We start from the raw sequence: 19,792 nt of genomic DNA on the forward strand, positions 1-19,792 counted from the left end.
CCCTAAGCCCAAGCTTTTTAAGCTTGGGCTTCTTTAATATACCCTCTCAAGTAGGAAATTCAAGTCTATAAGTGTTATATCTTTATAAGCGCTACCGCTTTAAAGAAACCTTGATGAAAAAATTACTCAGCATACTTTGTATATTATGTATTTACGCTTTCGCGAAAGCGCAACAAAACCCAACAATATATCACAAGGCTAAGATTTCATTTTCTGGAAATCAAACTCTCACTCAACTTAAAAGCCTTGATATTGCTTCAGATCACGGTATACATAAGGAGGGTACATATATAATCTCAGACTTCTCTACAGATGAGGTTGCCACTGCAAGACAAAATGGATATGATGTAGAAATCATAATCAATGATGTAGCCGCCCATTATAGGTCTCAAAATGAGCATATGAGATCACAATCACAGAACACAAACTGTACAACAAGTAATAACAACTACCCTACTCCAGAAAATTTTAATCAAGGTTCTATGGGAGGATATCTTACTTATCAAGAATTTTTAGACGAGGTAGATGCTATGGCAGCTCTTTATCCTAATCTTATAACTACTAAGGCACAAATAAGTGATTTTCTTACGGAAGGTCAGCCAGATACATCTGTAATACCATCTATAGGATCTAACCCTATTTACTGGCTTAAAATAAGTGATAATCCTAATGTAGATGAGACTGAGCCAGATGTTTTATATACAGCTATACATCACGCTAGAGAGCCTATGTCACTTATGCAGCTTGTTTATTATATGTGGTATTTACTAGAAAATTATGAAAGTGATCTTGAGGTACAATCTATAGTTAATAATACAGAACTATATTTTATACCCGTTATTAATCCAGACGGTTACCTATATAACCAAGTTACAGACCCAAACGGCGGCGGACTATGGCGTAAAAATAGAAAGAATGGTAACGGTGTAGATAACAATAGAAATTATGACTACCACATTAATGGCGACCCTAATAATGGCTCGTGGGGAGGGGCTGGCTCCTCGAGTAACCCTAACTCTAATACTTATCACGGTACAGGTCCATTTTCTGAGATAGAAAACCAAGCTGTAAAATGGTTTGTAGAGCAACACAACTTTGTGCTGGCACTTAATAATCACACCTTTGGAGAGTTGTTGTATTATCCATTTGGCTATGCAGATGTAGCAACAGCAGATGATGGATTGTACCAAGGTATCGGTGCAGAATTAACTTCTCTAAACGGTTATACGCCTATAAGAGATAATCCCTTTGCAGGTGAGAGTGATGATTTTATGTACGGTACTGTGGGTACACACGATAAGATTTTTGCCTTTACACCAGAGATAGGAACCTCTTTCTGGCCACCAGCAAGTGATATTATAGCTACCTCTCAGGCTATGATGTTTATGAACCTTACGGCTGCACAGATGGCTACAAATTATGGTGCTCTCGTAGAAACTACAAATACTCTCGTAGGAGAGAGTACAAACCTCTCAACTTCATTTAATTTAAAGCGTCTAGGAGTTGATAGTACAGGTGATTTTACTATTAGTTTCAATCCTGTCTCAAGTAATATCATAAGTAATGGTGATGCCGAAAATTTTACAAATGTTGCGCCTCTAGAAACAGTATCAGGAACCATAAACTATACGTTAACCGAAGATGTAGTTGCTGGTGACCAAATTGAGTTTGATTTAGTTATTAATAATGGATTTTATGACAATGCTATACGTATTACTAAAATATATGGGGCAATAAATAATGTATTTACAGATGAAGCTAACGATTTAAGTAATTATGAAAATACAGCTTGGGGAGTTACAAATACTACGTTTATCTCTCCTTCATCTTCTATTACAGACTCACCTTCTGGTAATTATTCAAATAATCAAAATAGTGTAATATCGTTGTCTAACCCTATAGATCTCTCTTTAGGTACAGCTGCAATGGTATCATTTTATACGAGATGGGATATAGAAAGCACCTGGGACTATGTGCAGTTTGAAATATCTACAGATAATGGTAGCACTTGGGAGCCTCAATGTGGTAATTACACGAGTGCTGGCACAAATGCACAACCTATAGGAGAACCTCTTTATGATGGCGTACAAGATGAATGGGTTTATGAAGAGATCAACCTGAGTGAATATATTGGAGAGGTTATAATGGCTCGCTTTACACTGGTTTCTGATGGTGGTGTTACAAGAGATGGTTTTTATTTTGATGATCTTTCATTTTTACTGGTGACAGATGAGTCGCTTCAGGTAGATGAGATTGATTTGAAAGCCGCATTTAAGTTATTCCCTAACCCTGTTAAAGACATACTAACTGTACGTACTACGCTACCATCTTATAGTTCTATTGTATACAATGTATTAGGACAGGAAGTGTTAAAACCAACAAAACAACAAGGAAATGCTTTTATAGATTACAGTAGCCTTACCGCTGGAATTTACTTTTTGGAACTTAAAACCCTTGAAAATAGTGCAATTTTCAAAATAGTCAAAAATTAAGTCTAAAACGCATCTTAAAGAAAATCAATACAATATCTCCAAATTGTAAAAATTACTGCCTTATTTTAAGAATATCTCAATAGAAACCGTGCATTTTTTCATATTTTGTCACCGAATTAAATGACACTTATGGAAATTACTAGATTATTTGACTTTCCTTATCATCAACTGGAAACAAACAACCTGCCAGATGCCCTTTGTACGAAAGTAAATGGAGAATGGATTAAGACATCTACGCAAGAATATATTGATAAAGCAAATGCTTTTAGTAGAGGTCTATTACGATTAGGAGTAAAACCTAATGATAAAATTGCGGTTATCTCGATGACTAACCGTACAGAATGGCATATTTGTGATGTAGGTATCTTACAAATAGGCGCACAGAACGTGCCTATGTACCCTACTATCTCTGCAGAAGATTATGCATATGTATTAAACCACTCTGAGAGTAAATATGTTTTTGTTTCTTGTACAGAAACACTAGCAAAAGTTAGAGAAGCTCAGGATAAAGTACCATCATTACAAGGGGTATACTCTTTTGATGATATAGACGGTTGTGATAACTGGCAACAGGTATTAGATCAAGGAGCAGATGATAGTAATCAACCAGAAGTACAAGCGCTTATGAATTCTGTAAAGACAGATGACCTTGCTACGCTTATTTATACCTCTGGAACTACTGGTAGACCTAAAGGTGTAATGCTATCGCATAGAAATATTGTGAGTAATGCTATATCAAGTACAGAACGTGTACCTACTGCTGGAGAAGGTATAAAAGCATTGAGCTTTCTACCTATTTGTCACATATACGAGCGTATGATTACGTACTTGTATCAGTACAACAGTGTTGCAATCTATTTTGCAGAGTCGCTAGAGACTATCTCAGACAACCTTAAGGAGGTAAAACCTGAGATTATGACGGCTGTACCTAGACTACTAGAGAAGGTATACGACAAGATTATTGCAAAAGGAGCAGATCTTACAGGTATAAAGAAAAAATTATTTTTCTGGGCTGTAGATGTAGGTTTAGAATATGAACCATATGGTAAAAATGGCTGGTTATATGAGCGTAAGCTCGCTATAGCTCGTAAACTTATCTTTTCAAAATGGCAAGAAGCACTAGGAGGTAATCTTAAAGTAATCGCTTCTGGTAGTGCTGCACTACAACCACGTCTAGCTAGAATATACAACGCTGCACAAATGGGTGTTATGGAAGGGTACGGTCTAACAGAGACCTCACCAGTATGTTCTGTAAATGATATGCGTGGTGGTAATTTTAGAATAGGCACTGTAGGTAAGCTTATTAAAGGTGTAGAAGTTAAGATTGCAGAAGACGGAGAAATCCTTGTAAAAGGACCTAATGTAATGTTAGGTTATTATAAGGATGCAGAAAAGACAAACGAAGTCCTTAAAAATGGCTACTTCCACACAGGTGATATAGGTCATATAGATGAAGATGGTTTCCTTAAAATTACAGATCGTAAGAAGGAAATGTTTAAAACATCTGGAGGTAAATATGTTGCACCACAATTATTAGAAAACAGATTTAAGCAATCACGTTTTATAGAGCAAATAATGGTTATAGGTGAAGGGCAAAAAATGCCAGCTGCCTTAATACAACCTAATTTTGAGTTCCTAGAAGACTGGGCAAAGATGAAAAATGTGTCTTACACAACACAAAAAGATCTTATTGCAAATCCAGAGGTTCAAGCTCGCTACCAGAAAGAGGTAGATGAAGCAAACGAGAGCTTCGCAAAGTGGGAAAAGGTAAAAGCCTTTAGACTTACTCCAGACGCCTGGACGGTAGAGAGTGGTTACCTCACTCCTACTATGAAGCTTAAACGTAAAATCATAAAAGAGAACTATGTTCATCTTTATAATGACATCTACGGATTATAAAACAATCAAAAGGGTTACGTTATCGTAACCCTTTTTTAATACACAAAACCCTAGTAATTTTCTTATTGTGTCACGATCTTCACTAATACTCGTTATTGCTCAAGGTTTACTCATAGGCGCCTTACTCTACAATTCAGATAGTTTTAGTATGGAGTATATACCGCTGTTGTTTAAGGTATGTGGGTTTGTGATAGCTTTGTGGGGAGTCCTTGCAATGCGTATAGGGAATTTTAATGTGCAACCCGAGGTTAAATCTGAGGCTTTAGTAACCCGTGGTCCTTATCAAATCTTGCGCAACCCTATGTATACGGGGATACTCTTGTTTTTTATCCCGGCTGCTTTTATTCCTTTAAGTATTATAAATTCAATACTATACATAGCACTTTTTGTAGTTCTAGTTTTAAAGATTTACAGAGAAGAGCAACTGCTGTCAAGTCATTTTGGAACAACCTATGCGGCATACAAGAAGACAACCTACCGTCTTATTCCGTTATTGTTTTAAGAAAATATCTTGCAATTTGATAGCGTTTTATGGAGTAAAATCACGCTTTCGCGAAAGCGTAAAAAAACACGCTGCAGGCTTTAATATTAACAATCTCTTATAGTAGTACTCACTTTCTAATTAAGCCTTAAAGCGGTAAATTTGTTACTTGCCTAAAAGTCTATGATAGAACAAGAAGAACGTATTGAAGTATATGGTGCTCGCGCTCATAACCTAAAAAATATTGATGTAATGATACCTAGAGAAAAACTGGTTGTTATTACCGGTCTTTCGGGTAGTGGTAAGAGCTCACTCGCTTTTGATACGATTTATGCAGAGGGACAACGTCGTTATATCGAAACGTTTTCGGCTTATGCTAGACAATTTCTGGGTGGATTAGAGCGTCCAGACGTAGATCAAATTTTAGGTTTATCTCCAGTAATTGCCATTGAGCAAAAAACCACAAGTAAAAGCCCGCGTTCTACCGTTGGGACTATTACAGAGATTTACGACTTCTTACGCCTACTCTACGCGCGTGCAGCAGATGCTTACTCGTACAATACGGGGGAGAAAATGGTGAGCTATAGTGATGAGCAAATACAGGAGCTCATTACAGAGAGTTATGAGGGTAAACGCATAAATATACTCGCTCCTACCATACGCTCTCGTAAAGGGCATTATAGGGAGCTTTTTGAACAAATTGCAAAGCAGGGATTTGTAAAAGTGCGTGTAGATGGTGAAGTGCGTGATATTACAAAAGGAATGAAGGTAGACCGCTACAAGGTGCACGACATTGAGATTGTGATAGACCGTATGCAGGTTAAAAAAAGTGATGAGGATAGTAAACGCTTGCGCGAAAGTATAAATACTGCGATGTATCACGGTGATGATGTACTTATGGTGCTAGATCACGATACACAAGAGGTACGCTATTTTAGCCGTAACCTGATGTGTCCCACTTCTGGCATCTCATACCCTAATCCTGAGCCTAATAATTTTTCTTTTAATTCGCCTAAGGGTGCTTGTCCTAATTGTAATGGTATAGGTGAGCTTTATAAGGTAAACCCAAAAAAGATTGTTCCAGATCCTAAAAAGTCTATAAATGCTGGAGGGCTTGACCCACACGGTCCAAAAAAGAATAACTGGATTTTTAAACAGTTACAGCTCATCGCAGAGCGTTTTGACTTTAAACTTACAGACCCCATAGAAAGCATACCACAAGAGGCGATGGACTTTATCTTTTACGGAGGTAATGAGAAGTTTTCTGTTTCTTCAAAACAACTAGGAGTTACAAGAGATTATAAAATAGATTTTGAAGGTGTCGCAAATTTTATAGAAAGCACCTATAAAGATAGTGAGTCAACCTCTCTCGTGAGATGGGCAAAAAGCTATATGAATAAAGTAGCTTGTCCAGTGTGTGAGGGATCACGATTACGTAAAGAATCTCTTTATTTTAAAGTAGATAATCAGAGTATTGCAGACCTCGCGTCTATGGATATTCTTGAGCTCAAAGACTGGTTTGAAACGGTAGACTCGAGACTTTCAGAAAAGCAACTCAAGATAGGTTCTGAAATTATTAAAGAAATAAAATCAAGAATACAATTCCTTGTAGATGTAGGTCTTACGTATTTAAATTTAAATAGAAGCTCTAAGTCGCTTTCTGGAGGAGAAGCACAACGTATACGCCTGGCTACTCAAATAGGTTCACAACTAGTAGGAGTACTTTACATTCTAGATGAGCCCAGTATAGGGCTTCACCAGCGAGATAATGAGAAGCTTATAAACTCTCTTGTATCACTTAGAGATATAGGGAACTCTGTGATAGTTGTAGAGCACGATAAAGATATGATAGAGCGTGCAGATCACGTAATAGATATAGGTCCCAAAGCTGGTAATTTTGGGGGTGAGATTATAAGTGAAGGAACACCACAAGAACTTTTAAATCACAGCACCCTTACTGCACAATATCTCAATGGAGAAAAGGAAATTACAATCCCTAAAAAACGTAGAAAAGGAAACGGAAAATTTATAGAGCTCAAAGGTGCTACGGGTAATAATCTCAAAAATATATCTATAAAAATACCGCTAGGTAAAATGATAGCGGTCACGGGTGTTTCTGGTAGTGGTAAGTCTACACTTATTAATGAGACCCTCTACCCTATTATGAATGCACATTACTTTAATGGCGTAAAGAAACCTATGCCGTATAAAAGTATAAAGGGTCTAGATGAATGTGATAAGGTTATAGACATAAATCAATCTCCTATAGGTAGAACGCCTAGATCAAACCCTGCTACCTACACAAAGGCCTTTGATGAGATACGTAGTCTATTTGCAAAAACTCCAGAAGCACTTATAAGAGGCTACAAGCCTGGACGTTTTAGCTTTAATGTCGCTGGAGGAAGATGTGAAACCTGCAAAGGTGGAGGTCTTAGAGTTATAGAGATGAACTTTCTGCCAGATGTATACGTAGAGTGTGAGACCTGTCAAGGTAAACGTTTTAATAGAGAGACACTTGAGATACGTTATAAAGGTAAATCTATCGCAGATGTACTAGAAATGACGATGAATGAGGCGACAGACTTCTTTGAAAACATCCCTAAAATACACCGAAAATTAAAAACTATTAAAGATGTAGGGCTAGGTTATATAACTCTAGGACAGCAAAGTACAACACTATCTGGTGGAGAGGCACAACGTATCAAGCTAGCTTCAGAGCTTAGTAAGCGTGATACTGGTAATACTTTTTATATATTAGATGAGCCTACGACGGGGCTCCATTTTGAGGATATACGAGTGTTAATGGAAGTTCTTAATAAGCTTGTAGATAAAGGAAACACCATTCTCATCATCGAGCATAATCTAGATGTTGTAAAAATGGCAGACCATATAATCGATATAGGTTATGAAGGTGGTAAAGGCGGTGGCGAGGTAGTCGCCGTAGGTACGCCAGAACAAATAATTAAAAAGAATAAAGGCTATACAGCTGAGTTCTTAAAAAAAGAAATGAACTAGACGCAACGCTCTTAAAGCAAAAACGTCTTACTAACAATATAAAAATACTAGAATGCGCAACGAAAGCAGACCAAAAGGCTGGAACGAAAAGAAAACAAACGACTCTTGGGCCATATTTAAAATAATGGGAGAGTTTGTAAATGGTTTTGAAAAAATGAGCCGTATAGGCCCTTGTGTATCCATTTTTGGAAGTGCACGCACAAAACCAGACCACAAATATTACAAACTAGCCGTAGAGGTTGCCGAAAAGATTGCAGATAACGGTTACGGAGTCATCACAGGTGGAGGGCCTGGTATTATGGAAGCTGGTAACCGCGGTGCACATCTTGCCGGAGGAACCTCTGTAGGACTTAATATAGAACTGCCATTTGAGCAACACGATAACCCATATATAGACAGTGATAAAAGTCTAGACTTTGATTACTTCTTTGTAAGAAAAGTAATGTTTGTTAAGTACTCTCAGGGCTTTGTGGTAATGCCAGGAGGATTTGGTACGTTAGATGAACTCTTTGAAGCAATCACACTTATACAAACTCATAAAATTCAGAAGTTTCCTATCATTCTTGTGGGTACTGAGTTTTGGGGAGGTTTAATGGACTGGGTAAAAGAAACTTTGCTTGACTCATTTAACAATATAAGTGCTGGAGATATGGATCTTATTCATCTTGTAGACACGTCTGACGAGGTGATTGAGGTGCTCAATAACTTCTATGACGAGTATCAGTTAAGTCCTAATTTCTAGTAGGTTTACGCTTTCGCGAAAGCGTAACTTACACCATATAAGATTACTAAGAGGTGTTAAGGAGATTTATATAGTGTTTAAACACCGTACATATCATAAATCTCCTTTAATATCGTTTTAATAATAAACCCCATTTACATCTATATTGAAACATTTTTACTCACTTCTATTTTTGATTGTATCTAGCTATGTAGCGATAGGTCAGAATGCGATGACCATAAATGCTCAATTACAGCCAGATGAGAGATCTATAACAATACAACAGCAAATCGCTGTACAAAACACGTCTACAGATAATTGGGAGGAAGTTTATCTCACAGACTGGGCGCATAGCTTCTCTAGCAAGACCACTCCCCTAGCAAAAAGATTTGCCGAATCTTTTGAGAAAAAATTCCATCTCGCTCCAGATAATGAACGTGGGTTTACAGCCGTAAAGGCCATCTCTGGGCAGGGGTCTATCCTGCAGTATACAAGACCAAAAGGCTTTCCAGACATTATAAAAGTGATTTTAAAAACACCTGTACCAGCTGGCGAAACGGTTATTTTAAATTTACAGTATACCGTTACCCTACCAGATGCAAAATTTACCGATTATGGCATAACTCGCGGCGGTGACTATAACTTGAGGTACTGGTTTATGACACCGGCAGTTTATGATAATGGGTGGCAATATTATAGTAACAAAAATCTTAATGATAGATATTTTCCGCAGTCTGATATTACGGTTAGTTTTTCTATTCCGGTTGGGTTTACGCTTGTTACAGATTTAGAAAAGTCTTCACAAGGTTCTTCATACGCTCAAGGCGAAAAGTTAACACGCCTTACGGGTAAACAGCGTACAGATGCCAAAATATTTCTTCTCAAAAACTCTACTTATGAAGAGGTACAAACAGATTATGTAACTATAGTTTCAAACTTACAAAATGGCACACTACCACCTCAAATAAGGGCCGTTATTACAGATCGCATAGCAGGCTTTCTAGATAAAAATCTAGGAGCATATCCTTTTATTAAAATACTAGTTACAGATCTTGATTACAAAGAGCAGCCAGTTTATGGACTTAATGAGTTGCCTAGCTTTATTAGTCCTTTTCCAGATGGCTTTAAGTATGAAATCAAACTGCTCAAGACTACTATTAATAATTATATTAATAATACACTACTTGTAAACCCACGTGAAGATAGGTGGCTCATAGATGGACTCAAAGTCTATATGCTTCAAAAATATATTGATACGTTTTACCCTGATCTTAAAGTTGTAGGCGGTCTTGATAAATACTGGCTCGTACGCCAGTTTTATGCATCTAAACTAGAGTTTAATGATCAATTCCCTATTCTATATACTCATATCTCTAGACTTAATCTTGATCAAGGATTAGACACTCCTTATGATAAGCTTATTAAGTACAATAAAAACATAGGGTATTCTTATAAAAGCGGTGTCGGTCTTAATTATCTTAATGAGTATCTAGGCGACGAGGTACTAGATGACGTTATAAAGATTTTTTACGAGGAGAATGCATCAAAACCTACAAGATCAAATGATTTTAAAACACTAGTAACGTCTAAGAGCAACAAGGATGTGAGTTGGTTTTTTGATGAGTATATCACATCAAATGAGCGCATAGATTATGCCCTAAAAAACTCTAAAGTAAAAGGAGATTCCATATATGTTACTGTAAAGAATAAAAAAAGACGTAAAACTCCTATACCTGTTTATAGTTTTAAAGATGACAGCCTTACAAGCACACGCTGGGTGTCTGGAAAGGAGAAGGCTACTACGCTTTCCTACTCCAGTGACAACGCAGACCGTTTTGTCCTTAATTATGAGAATATAGTCCCAGAAAATAACTTGCGTAATAATTATGAGAAGCCTGGAGCATTTTTGGGCATTGATAAGCCATTTCAATTTAAATTCTTTCAGGATTTTGAAAACCCTTCAAAAAATCAGTTATTCTTTATGCCTGTGGCAGAGTTTAACCTCTATGATGGTTTTTCTCCAGGAATTAAATTGTACAATAAAACATTACTTACAAAAGCACTTAACTATAAGATCGAGCCTCAGATAGGGCTTAAATCAAAAAAACTTATAGGGAGTGCCTCAATATCTTACAGACACGATTTCCAAAATCAAGGACTTTATGGATTGCGATATGGTATTTCTGGCAATAGGTTTTCATATGCTCCAGATTTACTTTTTACAAGAGTGACTCCATTTGTAAATTTGAGATTTAGAACCTCAAACTTACGGGCAGATAAGCGTCAATTTGTTTCTGCTAGATATGTGAGTGTCCAGCGACAAGAAGATCCATTAGTACCCTTGCCTACGCCTAATTATGATGTTCTCAATCTTAGGTATAGTCGTTTTAACCCAGGTATTGTACATACGCTTAATGTGACTGGAGATGTACAATTTGCTAGAAATTTTGGAAAGCTTTCTGGTAACATCTTTTACAGACGTTTATTCTTAAACAATAGACAACTCAATGTGCGCTTGTTTGGCGGGATATTTACGTATAATAAAACACAGTCTGATGGTGACTTTTTCAGTTTTGCATTAGATAGACCTACAGATTATTTATTTGATTATAATTATTATGGCCGTTCAGAAAATAGCGGGGTGTTCTCTCAACAAATAATCATAGCAGAAGGTGGTTTTAAATCACAACTAGATGATGTGGCACCCGTTTTTGCAAATGAGTGGATGTTTACAGCAAATGCAAGTACAACTTTGTGGAAATACTTCTATGCTTATGGAGACGTTGGTGTTGTAAAAAACAAAAGAGCAAATGGCGAGCTTGTATATGACTCCGGGATACAAGTAAGCTTACTAGATGACTACTTTGAGCTATACTTCCCTATTTATTCAAATCTTGGATGGGAAATTGGTCAACCCAATTATGATCAAAAAATAAGATTTCAACTTCAACTAAGTGTAGATACGGTCATTGGACTATTTTCACGTAAGTGGTATTAGATAGTTTTTTATTGGTTTTAAAATTGATAAATCCTCAACAGAAAAGATAATTATTGCATATTTTTAAATATACATCTATATAAATTACTTTTTGGTATGAATTTTACAACTTTTTAACGCCTAGGGGTATTGCATCACGACAAAGTTTTGGCTATTTTTACGTCTTAAATCCAATATGTACATATGGCAAGTAACCCAGATACAAAAGCAGCTTTATCTTATGAAGATTTTAAACAATCTGTTCTTAATGATTATCGCATAGCGGTAACAAGTAGAGAGTGTAGCCTTTTAGGCCGAAGAGAAGTACTTACAGGTAAGGCGAAGTTTGGTATTTTTGGAGATGGTAAAGAATTACCACAGCTTGCTTGGGCACGTGCTTTTAAAAATGGTGACTTTAGATCAGGGTACTACCGTGATCAAACATTTATGATGGCCATAGATCATCTCTCTATAGAAGAGTTTTTTGCAGGTCTTTATGCTCATACAGATATCGCTTTTGACCCTATGAGTGCCGGGAAGCAAATGGGTGGACATTTTGCCACGCATAGTCTTGACCCAGATGGAAATTGGAAAAACCTACTACAACAAAAGAACTCAAGTTCTGATATATCACCTACCGCTGGGCAAATGCCTAGATTATTAGGTCTTGCGCAGGCATCAAAGATTTACAGAAATGTAAAAGAAGCTCAAGGCGAAAACTTCTCAAACAACGGTGATGAAGTAGCCTGGGGAACTATAGGTAATGCTAGTACAAGTGAAGGTTTATTTTTTGAAACCATAAACGCTGCTGGTGTACTACAAGTACCTATGGTAATAAGTGTATGGGATGATGAGTATGGTATCTCAGTACACGCTAAACATCAAACTACGAAAGAAAGTATATCAAAAATTCTTGCAGGCTTCCAGCGTGATGAAGAAGATAATGGTTATGAGATTATAAAAGTAAAAGGATGGGACTACCCTGCCCTAGTAGATGCTTATGAACGTGCTGGTGCTATTGCTCGTAAAGAGCACGTACCTGTTTTAGTACACGTGGTAGAACTTACACAACCACAAGGACACTCTACGTCTGGATCACACGAGCGTTATAAAGATCAAGATAGATTACAATGGGAGCGTGAGTCTGACTGTAATGTACAGTTTAGAACTTGGATTATAGATCAAGGGCTCGCTACAGATGAAGAGCTTAAGGTAATAGATAAAGACCTTAAGAAAAAAGTAAGAGATGGTAAAAAAGCTGCCTGGGAAGCATTTTTACATCCTATCAAAAATGAAAAGCAAAAAATTGTTGACCTACTAGAAACACTTATAAGTAATTCTAGTAACGGTAGTTTTATAAAGCCACTACTCACACCACTAGTAGAAAATAAAGAAGCTCTTAAGTCTGACTTGCTAGGCACAGCTAGAAAGGCTCTTAGGTTTACAATAGGAGAAGATAGTCCAGCTAGAATTCAACTCATAGAGTGGATAGAAAACTACACAGCAAAAATACAGCCTCAATACAGTGCTCATTTATATAATGAGAATGGTAATGGTGCAACGTCTGTACCTGCTATTGCTCCTACATACGGAGAAGAAAACCTAGTAGATGGTCGTGTAGTACTACGAGATAACTTTGATGCAATTTTTGCAAAGTATCCTAATACATTAGTTTTTGGAGAAGATGCAGGAGCTATAGGTGATGTAAATCAAGGCCTTGAGGGAATGCAAGAAAAGTATGGTGAGCTGCGCGTGGCAGATGTAGGTATACGAGAGGCAACAATTATAGGTCAAGGTATTGGTATGGCTATGAGAGGTCTCCGCCCTATTGCAGAGATTCAATATTTAGATTACATACTATATGCTATCCAAATAATGAGTGATGACCTTGCAACATTAAGATATAGAACTCACGGTAAGCAAAAAGCGCCACTTATAGTGCGTACTCGTGGTCACAGACTAGAAGGTATTTGGCATAGTGGGTCTCAAATGGGAGCGATTATACACTTATTGAGAGGTATGTATGTGCTCACACCGCGTAATATGGTAAAAGCAGCAGGTTTTTACAACACGCTTTTAGAAAGTGATGAACCTGCACTAGTTGTAGAGTGTCTTAATGGCTATAGACTCAAAGAAAACTTACCTACTAATATAGGAGAATTTAAAACGCCTATAGGAGTTGTAGAGACTGTAAAAGAAGGTACAGATATAACAATTTTATCGTACGGTAGTACGTTGCGTATTATTATGGATGTAGCAAAAGACCTATTATCTGTAGGTATTAATGCAGAAGTCATAGATGCACAATCACTACTACCTTTTGACCTTAATCACGATGTCGTTAAGAGTATAAAGAAAACAAATCGCTTTATTGTAATAGATGAGGATATGCCTGGAGGGGCAAGCGCTTATCTTCTTGATGAAGTGCTTAACAAACAAGATGCTTATAAATATCTTGACAGTAAGCCAGAAACACTCGCTGCACAACAGCATAGACCAGCATATGGTACCGATGGTGATTACTTCTCAAAACCATCTGCAGATGATATTTTTGAAAAGATATATGGAATGATGCACGAAGCAAATCCATCAAGCTTTCCAAAACTACGATAGATTAAAACAGAAATTGATAGTTATAAAAAAACGAGATACATTATGTGTCTCGTTTTTTGGTTTTACGCTTTCGCGAAAGCGGAATTATAAATACTTTTACTACTCAGGATACTCGATTCTAAGGTGATAGATGTTATTGAGCTTCTTTTTGAGAACCTTCTTAATTTGCTGGATTTCCTTAAATGTAATATCAGCATTGAGATACTGATCTTCGTCCATTTGCTTTTTGATAATTTTTTCTACAAATGCATCTATGAGTGTTGATGTAGGATTCTTAAGGCTTTTACTTGCCGCCTCAACACTATCTGCCATCATTAAAATAGCGGTTTCCTTACTAAATGGTAAAGGTCCTGGGTACTGAAAATCTTCTATGGCAGCATCTTCATTTTTTTCCTTTTCCTTAAAGTAGAAATATTGCACAGTGCTAGTACCGTGGTGAGTTCTTATAAAGTCTATGACACGATCTGGTAGATTATACTTTCGCGCAAGCTCAATACCATTAAGAACGTGATCTATAATAATACGTGCACTTTCCTTTGGTGATAAATCATCGTGACTATTTATACCTGTTGCTTGATTTTCTGTAAAATCTGTAGGGTTTATTATTTTACCTATGTCGTGATAGAGAGCTCCTACTCGTACAAGCATCGCATTTGCTCCTATTTCATTTGCTGCTGCTTCTGAGAGATTTGCAACGTTAAGACTATGGTGAAAGGTTCCTGGAGCCTCATCTGCAAGTCTTTTTAAAAGCTTACTATTTGTATCTGAAAGTTCAAGAAGTGAGACGTCGCTCACGAGCCCAAACATTTTTTCATAGATATATATAAGCGGTTGTACAAAGAGTGTTGCAAGCCCTGCAAGCATAAACATACCAAAATCTGGCCAGACAAGTCCCTCTACTCCTCCTTCACTTATAATATGAAATGCAAAATATGCAAGTATGTAAATTAAAGTAATCTGACCTACCGAAATAAATAAATTTGCTCTTTTGTAAAGTTCTGGAACGGTAAGAATAGTCACAATACCCGCAATAACTTGTAAGAAGAAATACTCAAAACTATCAGGAACTATAAAACCTAAAAGAAGTATAGCAATAACGTGTGTAAAAAGCCCTAGACGTGCATCAAAAAATGCTTTTATAATAAGTGGTAGAATACACATAGGCACAGCATACACATACTGCGGACTCCATTTGATAACAATAGTTGTGAGGAGTACCATTAGTAATACATTAAAGAATACAAAGGTCACTTTTGTATTGTTTAGAAAAACAGCTGGTCTATAAGTTCTTATAAAAAGGAGTAGCATCACTAAGGCTAGCAATACAAGCAACACATAACCAAAAAGCACCCAGTTATATCTAGACTCACTTATATTCTGAGATTCATATTTCTGTTTGAGAGAAAATAATTTTTGTAAATTTTCACCTTCTACTAGCTCTCCTCTATTTATGATAATACTACCCTTAGGTACAATGTTGTGGGTTTTTGATATACTTGATAGCTCGAGATCTAGGCTTTCTTGTGTGAGTTCTTCATCTAGTGTTATGTTTGCTTCAAGACCGTCAAAATAGACTTGTAAGTACCTATTAGAATACTCACTATAAAGACTAGATTGTATAGCGTCGCTCAACGCATCTGGCATATCGCTCAATACAGTAATATTATCGAAGTTCATTTCTGAAACTTCATTACCTCGTTTTAAATAAATAAGACGGCCAGTATTATAAACAGGTTTTTCTTTTATTACACCATTTTTATAAAACGTAAATAATAGATTTTTACCGTAGTTTTTAAGTTCTAGTTTTGAACTACTATATGATAAAGTATCTGGAAATGCTTTATTAAAATTTGAATCGTAAAGTGCTAAAACTTTATTTAAAACAGTTTGATCATATTCATAATAAATTGCAGATTGAGATTTAATTTGCTCCTTCTCTTGGGCTAACTCGTCTGCACTTTTAAGTATTGCAAAATCTTCGTCTGCATACAGGTTTTCATACTGCCACGGGAAACCCTTTTGTATTTCGTATTTAAACTTTCCGCTCTTTGGGAAGAAATAAACGATAAAACCAGCACATATGATGATAAGCAAGAATTTATAGAGAAGATCTTGATGTTTATAAAACTGCTGTGCCGTTGTACTCATAAGGTATAATACTAAGTAGCTAAAGTACTAAAATAATATCGCTTCAATTACCCTTAGGTGCTGCCTTGAAGCCTCAAAAATCTTATATTTTTTCTTACATTCGCAAGACTAAAATTAAGCACTTCAAACACAAAAAATATGAGTAAAAACGTTGTTATAGTTGCTGCGGCACGTACACCTATAGGTAGTTTTATGGGAGCACTTTCCTCTGTAACTGCAAGTAAGCTAGGAGCAATTGCTATAAAAGGGGCTCTAGGTAAAATTAACCTTGACCCTACTTCTGTAAACGAAGTATTTATGGGTAATGTTGTACAAGCAGGTGTAGGTCAAGCTCCAGCTAGACAAGCTGCTCTTGGTGCAGGTATCCCAGATAAAGTACCTTGTACAACTGTAAACAAAGTATGTGCTTCTGGAATGAAAGCTGTAATGATGGCAGCTCAGGCTGTAGCACTAGGAGATGCAGATGTTGTAGTAGCTGGGGGGATGGAAAATATGAGTAGAATACCTCATTATGTACACCTACGCAACGGTCATAAATTTGGACCACAATCTATGGTAGACGGTATGCAAAAAGACGGTCTTGTAGATGCCTATGATGGCAATGCAATGGGTGTTTGTGCAGATGCTTGTGCTACAGAGTACGAATTCTCTCGTGAAGATCAAGATAATTATGCCATCCAGAGTTATAAACGCAGCGCTGCAGCTTGGGATGCAGGAAAATTTGATAACGAAGTTGTACCTGTACCTGTGCCACAAAGACGTGGTGATGATGTCATTGTAGATCGTGATGAGGAGTATACAAATGTAAAAATGGAAAAAATACCTGCTTTACGTCCTGCTTTTACAAAAGAAGGAACCGTTACAGCAGCAAACGCTTCTACCATAAATGATGGTGCCGGCGCAGTAATCGTAATGAGTGAAGAAAAGGCAAAAGAGCTTAACCTTACACCGCTATGTACAATAAAAGGATATGCAGATGCTGCTCACGAGCCAGAATGGTTTACAACAGCACCTTCTAAAGCATTACCAAAAGCACTAGCTAAGGCAGGAGTGACTCAAGATGAGATAGACTTTTTTGAGTTTAATGAAGCATTTTCTGTAGTAGGTCTTGCAAATATGAAAATATTAGGACTTACAGATGAAAATACAAATGTAAACGGTGGCGCAGTATCATTAGGACATCCATTAGGTTGTAGTGGTGTACGTATTCTTATTACATTAATTAATGTATTGAAGCAAAATAATGCTTCACTAGGAGCAGCAGCAATTTGTAATGGTGGCGGTGGAGCATCTGCAATGGTTATAGAAAATCACAACTAAGAGAACTTTATAAGAACTATGCGTTACGGTATCTGCCAGCTTAGTATTGTCCCAATGCGTGCCGAACCTTCGGACCCTAGCGAACTTGTAAATCAAGTTCTCTATGGTGAACATTTTAAAGTTGTAGAGCAACGTAAAAAATGGAGCCGAATCAAACTATCTCACGATAAGTATGAGGGCTGGATAGATAACAAGCAGTATATAGAAATTAGTGAGGAAGAGTACGCTTTCGCGAAAGCGCAACCTGTAACCCTCACTACAGATCCTGTACAATTTATCACCACAGAGCATAACCAGCTACTTACCGTGGTGCTAGGTGCCGCAATAGAAAATATAAGCTTACTTAAAGACACCTTTGATGGACATAGTATAACTGGTAAGTCTAATAAAAGCCAGCTTATAGAAACAGCGCTACTTTATTTAAAATCTCCCTATTTATGGGGCGGTAGAACTCCCTTTGGGATAGATTGTAGTGGCTTTACTCAAATGGTTTATAGACTAAACGGTTATAGCCTTAAAAGGGATGCTTCACAACAAGCGACACAAGGTGAAGCCTTAAGTTTTATAGAAGAAAGTGAACCAGGAGACCTTGCCTTTTTTGATAACGCCGAAGGTGTGATAACCCACGTAGGTATTATTATGGAAGATAATTATATCATACACGCCCACGGCGAGGTGCGCGTAGATAGACTAGATCATTCTGGTATATATAATGTTCATAAACGTACACATACGCATAAATTGAGAGTAATTAAAAAGGTAATCTAGCTATACCGTAAGAGTATAGTGACGTCAAGTCTTTTTAATCTCAAGATTAAGTTAATAAAAAACCCGCCTTATTGGCGGGTTTTTTTATGCTTATATAACAATGATTAGTTCATTGCATCAATTTTAGCCTTCATAGCATCAGCCTTATTCGTATCCTCAAGAACTTGATACAGGTTAAGTAGGTTGTTTGCTATCTCCATATTATCTGGTTTAAGCTCTAATACTTTCTCCATATATACTACTGCCTTTCTGATGTTTGCCTTACGCTCTACTTTAAGCGCTTCATACTTATCAAAATCTGCATTTGAAGTACCTAAGCTGTTCATTTGATCTACAAATGTTGCATCTTTTCTTAATACTAGTGCTCCTAAGTTGTTATATGCATTTGCATAAGAAGGATCAAGCTCTATTGCCTTATTGTAGTATTTTACAGCTGTCGCATCATCACCTTGCTGGTCTGCAGTTACTCCTAGGTTATAATGAAGTTCTGCATTATTAGGATCAATCTGTAATACTTTTTCAATGATAGATCTGTACTCATCTTTCTTATCCATCTTTAAATAGATGTTAGATTTTGAAGTAAGTAGTTTTACATCATTAGGCTTTTTCTCTAGCGCAGTATCTAACATTGCAAGTGCTTTGTCATTCTGATCTTGAAAAGAGTAGATACTAATTAAGTACTCAGTGATAAGGCCTTCTCTTGACTCACTTAGCTTTTCGCTAGGCTTTACGTACTCTTTTGCAAGAACAACGATATCTCTTTCTTGTTTGTTTTCAAATTTCTTTTCTTCACCAGAAGCAGCATTTACAGCATAATACTCAGTAACCTGACCAGTATAACCAGCAGCCATTAGATCTTCAAAGATAGCTGCAGCTTTATCATACTCCTTAGAGTTAAGATAATTTGATGCGGCAAAATATTGATAATCTCTGTTGTCATCACTAAAAGCATAAGCCATTTCTAGCTTTGCTCCCGCATCACTAAATTGATCTGTATTCTGATCTTGTACTGCGCTATTTACTAGTGCCGCAACAACATTAGAAAGTCCAGTTTTTGCTTCGCTCTCCATTTTAGTTCCCATAAGAGCTTTAAATGCTTCACCAGCCTTTGTTAAGTCTGCTACATTTTTATTATCAACTCCTAAAAAAGCTTGTGCTTTTAAAAGCATAAATTTGCTTTTAGTCTTGTCGTCCATCTGGCTTAAAAGAGCATCTGCTGCTCCTACTAAAGACTTAGCCTCTCCATAGCTACCAGATTTGATAGCTTTTTCGATTGCTTTTACTTCCTTCTTTTGTGCAAAAGCCATAGAGGTTACGGCAAATGCTATTGCAAATAAAATTTTAGTTTTCATTATAAG

The 19,792-nt window shown here is 36.9% G+C and carries 11 protein-coding genes; 9 read left to right on the forward strand and 2 right to left on the reverse strand.

All coding sequences use genetic code 11. The features are described from left to right. Nucleotides 1-113: 113 nt before the first annotated feature. The 7 genes from ACFO5T_RS00185 (at nucleotide 114) to ACFO5T_RS00215 (ending at nucleotide 14,198) form a co-directional block, all read left to right on the forward strand. A complete protein-coding gene (locus tag ACFO5T_RS00185) occupies nucleotides 114-2,492 on the forward strand; it encodes a M14 family zinc carboxypeptidase (RefSeq protein ID WP_380031011.1) in 2,379 nt (792 codons plus the stop codon). Nucleotides 2,493-2,621: 129 nt separating this feature from the next. After that, complete coding sequence (locus ACFO5T_RS00190) at nucleotides 2,622-4,391, forward strand: AMP-dependent synthetase/ligase (protein ID WP_380031013.1); 1,770 nt, start codon at nucleotides 2,622-2,624, stop codon at nucleotides 4,389-4,391. A 67-nt stretch (nucleotides 4,392-4,458) separates the two neighbouring features. Continuing rightward, nucleotides 4,459-4,893: a methyltransferase family protein gene (locus ACFO5T_RS00195; protein WP_375252367.1), complete on the forward strand. Its 435-nt coding sequence runs from the start codon at nucleotides 4,459-4,461 to the stop codon at nucleotides 4,891-4,893. 162 nt (nucleotides 4,894-5,055) lie between these two features. After that, nucleotides 5,056-7,887 carry an excinuclease ABC subunit UvrA gene (gene uvrA, locus ACFO5T_RS00200; RefSeq protein ID WP_380031016.1) on the forward strand — a complete coding sequence of 944 codons (2,832 nt, stop codon included), beginning with the start codon at nucleotides 5,056-5,058 and terminating at the stop codon, nucleotides 7,885-7,887. Nucleotides 7,888-7,939: 52 nt separating this feature from the next. After that, nucleotides 7,940-8,629, forward strand: a complete 690-nt coding sequence (locus tag ACFO5T_RS00205) for an LOG family protein (RefSeq protein WP_021779057.1) — start codon at nucleotides 7,940-7,942, stop codon at nucleotides 8,627-8,629. Between the two features lie 145 nt (nucleotides 8,630-8,774). After that, a complete protein-coding gene (locus tag ACFO5T_RS00210) occupies nucleotides 8,775-11,606 on the forward strand; it encodes a gluzincin family metallopeptidase (RefSeq protein WP_380031019.1) in 2,832 nt (943 codons plus the stop codon). 183 nt (nucleotides 11,607-11,789) lie between these two features. Further along, the gene (locus tag ACFO5T_RS00215; RefSeq protein WP_380031021.1) at nucleotides 11,790-14,198 is read left to right on the forward strand and encodes an alpha-ketoacid dehydrogenase subunit alpha/beta; all 2,409 of its coding nucleotides are present in this window, start codon (nucleotides 11,790-11,792) and stop codon (nucleotides 14,196-14,198) included. 99 nt (nucleotides 14,199-14,297) lie between these two features. Here ACFO5T_RS00215 and ACFO5T_RS00220 read toward each other — a convergent pair whose 3' ends face one another. Continuing rightward, on the reverse strand, nucleotides 14,298-16,346 hold the full coding sequence (locus tag ACFO5T_RS00220; protein WP_380031023.1) for an HD family phosphohydrolase: 2,049 nt from the start codon (nucleotides 16,344-16,346) through the stop codon (nucleotides 14,298-14,300). A gap of 138 nt (nucleotides 16,347-16,484) precedes the next feature. Here ACFO5T_RS00220 and ACFO5T_RS00225 point away from each other — a divergent pair, with 138 nt between their 5' ends. Together ACFO5T_RS00225 and ACFO5T_RS00230 are read left to right on the forward strand one after the other, a co-directional pair. Further along, complete coding sequence (locus tag ACFO5T_RS00225) at nucleotides 16,485-17,666, forward strand: acetyl-CoA C-acyltransferase (RefSeq protein WP_380031025.1); 1,182 nt, start codon at nucleotides 16,485-16,487, stop codon at nucleotides 17,664-17,666. Nucleotides 17,667-17,684: 18 nt separating this feature from the next. Beyond that, nucleotides 17,685-18,434, forward strand: coding sequence for a C40 family peptidase (locus ACFO5T_RS00230; protein WP_380031028.1), 750 nt, complete (start codon nucleotides 17,685-17,687; stop codon nucleotides 18,432-18,434). A gap of 104 nt (nucleotides 18,435-18,538) precedes the next feature. Here the strand turns inward: ACFO5T_RS00230 and ACFO5T_RS00235 are convergent, their stop codons facing one another. Next, the gene (locus ACFO5T_RS00235) at nucleotides 18,539-19,786 is read right to left on the reverse strand and encodes a tetratricopeptide repeat protein (RefSeq protein WP_380031031.1); all 1,248 of its coding nucleotides are present in this window, start codon (nucleotides 19,784-19,786) and stop codon (nucleotides 18,539-18,541) included. Nucleotides 19,787-19,792 lie beyond the last annotated feature (6 nt).

This window comes from Dokdonia genika (assembly GCF_042652845.1).
In the GTDB taxonomy this organism is placed as follows: Bacteria; Bacteroidota; Bacteroidia; order Flavobacteriales; family Flavobacteriaceae; genus Dokdonia; species Dokdonia donghaensis.

What these genes read in the sequence shown, in the direction of transcription:
- ACFO5T_RS00220 (WP_380031023.1), bottom strand. Translation starts at nt 16,346, where the DNA reads ATGAGTACAACGGCACAGCAGTTTTATAAACATCAAGATCTTCTCTAT.
- ACFO5T_RS00215 (WP_380031021.1), top strand. Translation starts at nt 11,790, where the DNA reads ATGGCAAGTAACCCAGATACAAAAGCAGCTTTATCTTATGAAGATTTT.
- ACFO5T_RS00205 (WP_021779057.1), top strand. Translation starts at nt 7,940, where the DNA reads ATGCGCAACGAAAGCAGACCAAAAGGCTGGAACGAAAAGAAAACAAAC.
- ACFO5T_RS00230 (WP_380031028.1), top strand. Translation starts at nt 17,685, where the DNA reads ATGCGTTACGGTATCTGCCAGCTTAGTATTGTCCCAATGCGTGCCGAA.
- uvrA (WP_380031016.1), top strand. Translation starts at nt 5,056, where the DNA reads ATGATAGAACAAGAAGAACGTATTGAAGTATATGGTGCTCGCGCTCAT.
- ACFO5T_RS00235 (WP_380031031.1), bottom strand. Translation starts at nt 19,786, where the DNA reads ATGAAAACTAAAATTTTATTTGCAATAGCATTTGCCGTAACCTCTATG.
- ACFO5T_RS00185 (WP_380031011.1), top strand. Translation starts at nt 114, where the DNA reads ATGAAAAAATTACTCAGCATACTTTGTATATTATGTATTTACGCTTTC.
- ACFO5T_RS00190 (WP_380031013.1), top strand. Translation starts at nt 2,622, where the DNA reads ATGGAAATTACTAGATTATTTGACTTTCCTTATCATCAACTGGAAACA.
- ACFO5T_RS00225 (WP_380031025.1), top strand. Translation starts at nt 16,485, where the DNA reads ATGAGTAAAAACGTTGTTATAGTTGCTGCGGCACGTACACCTATAGGT.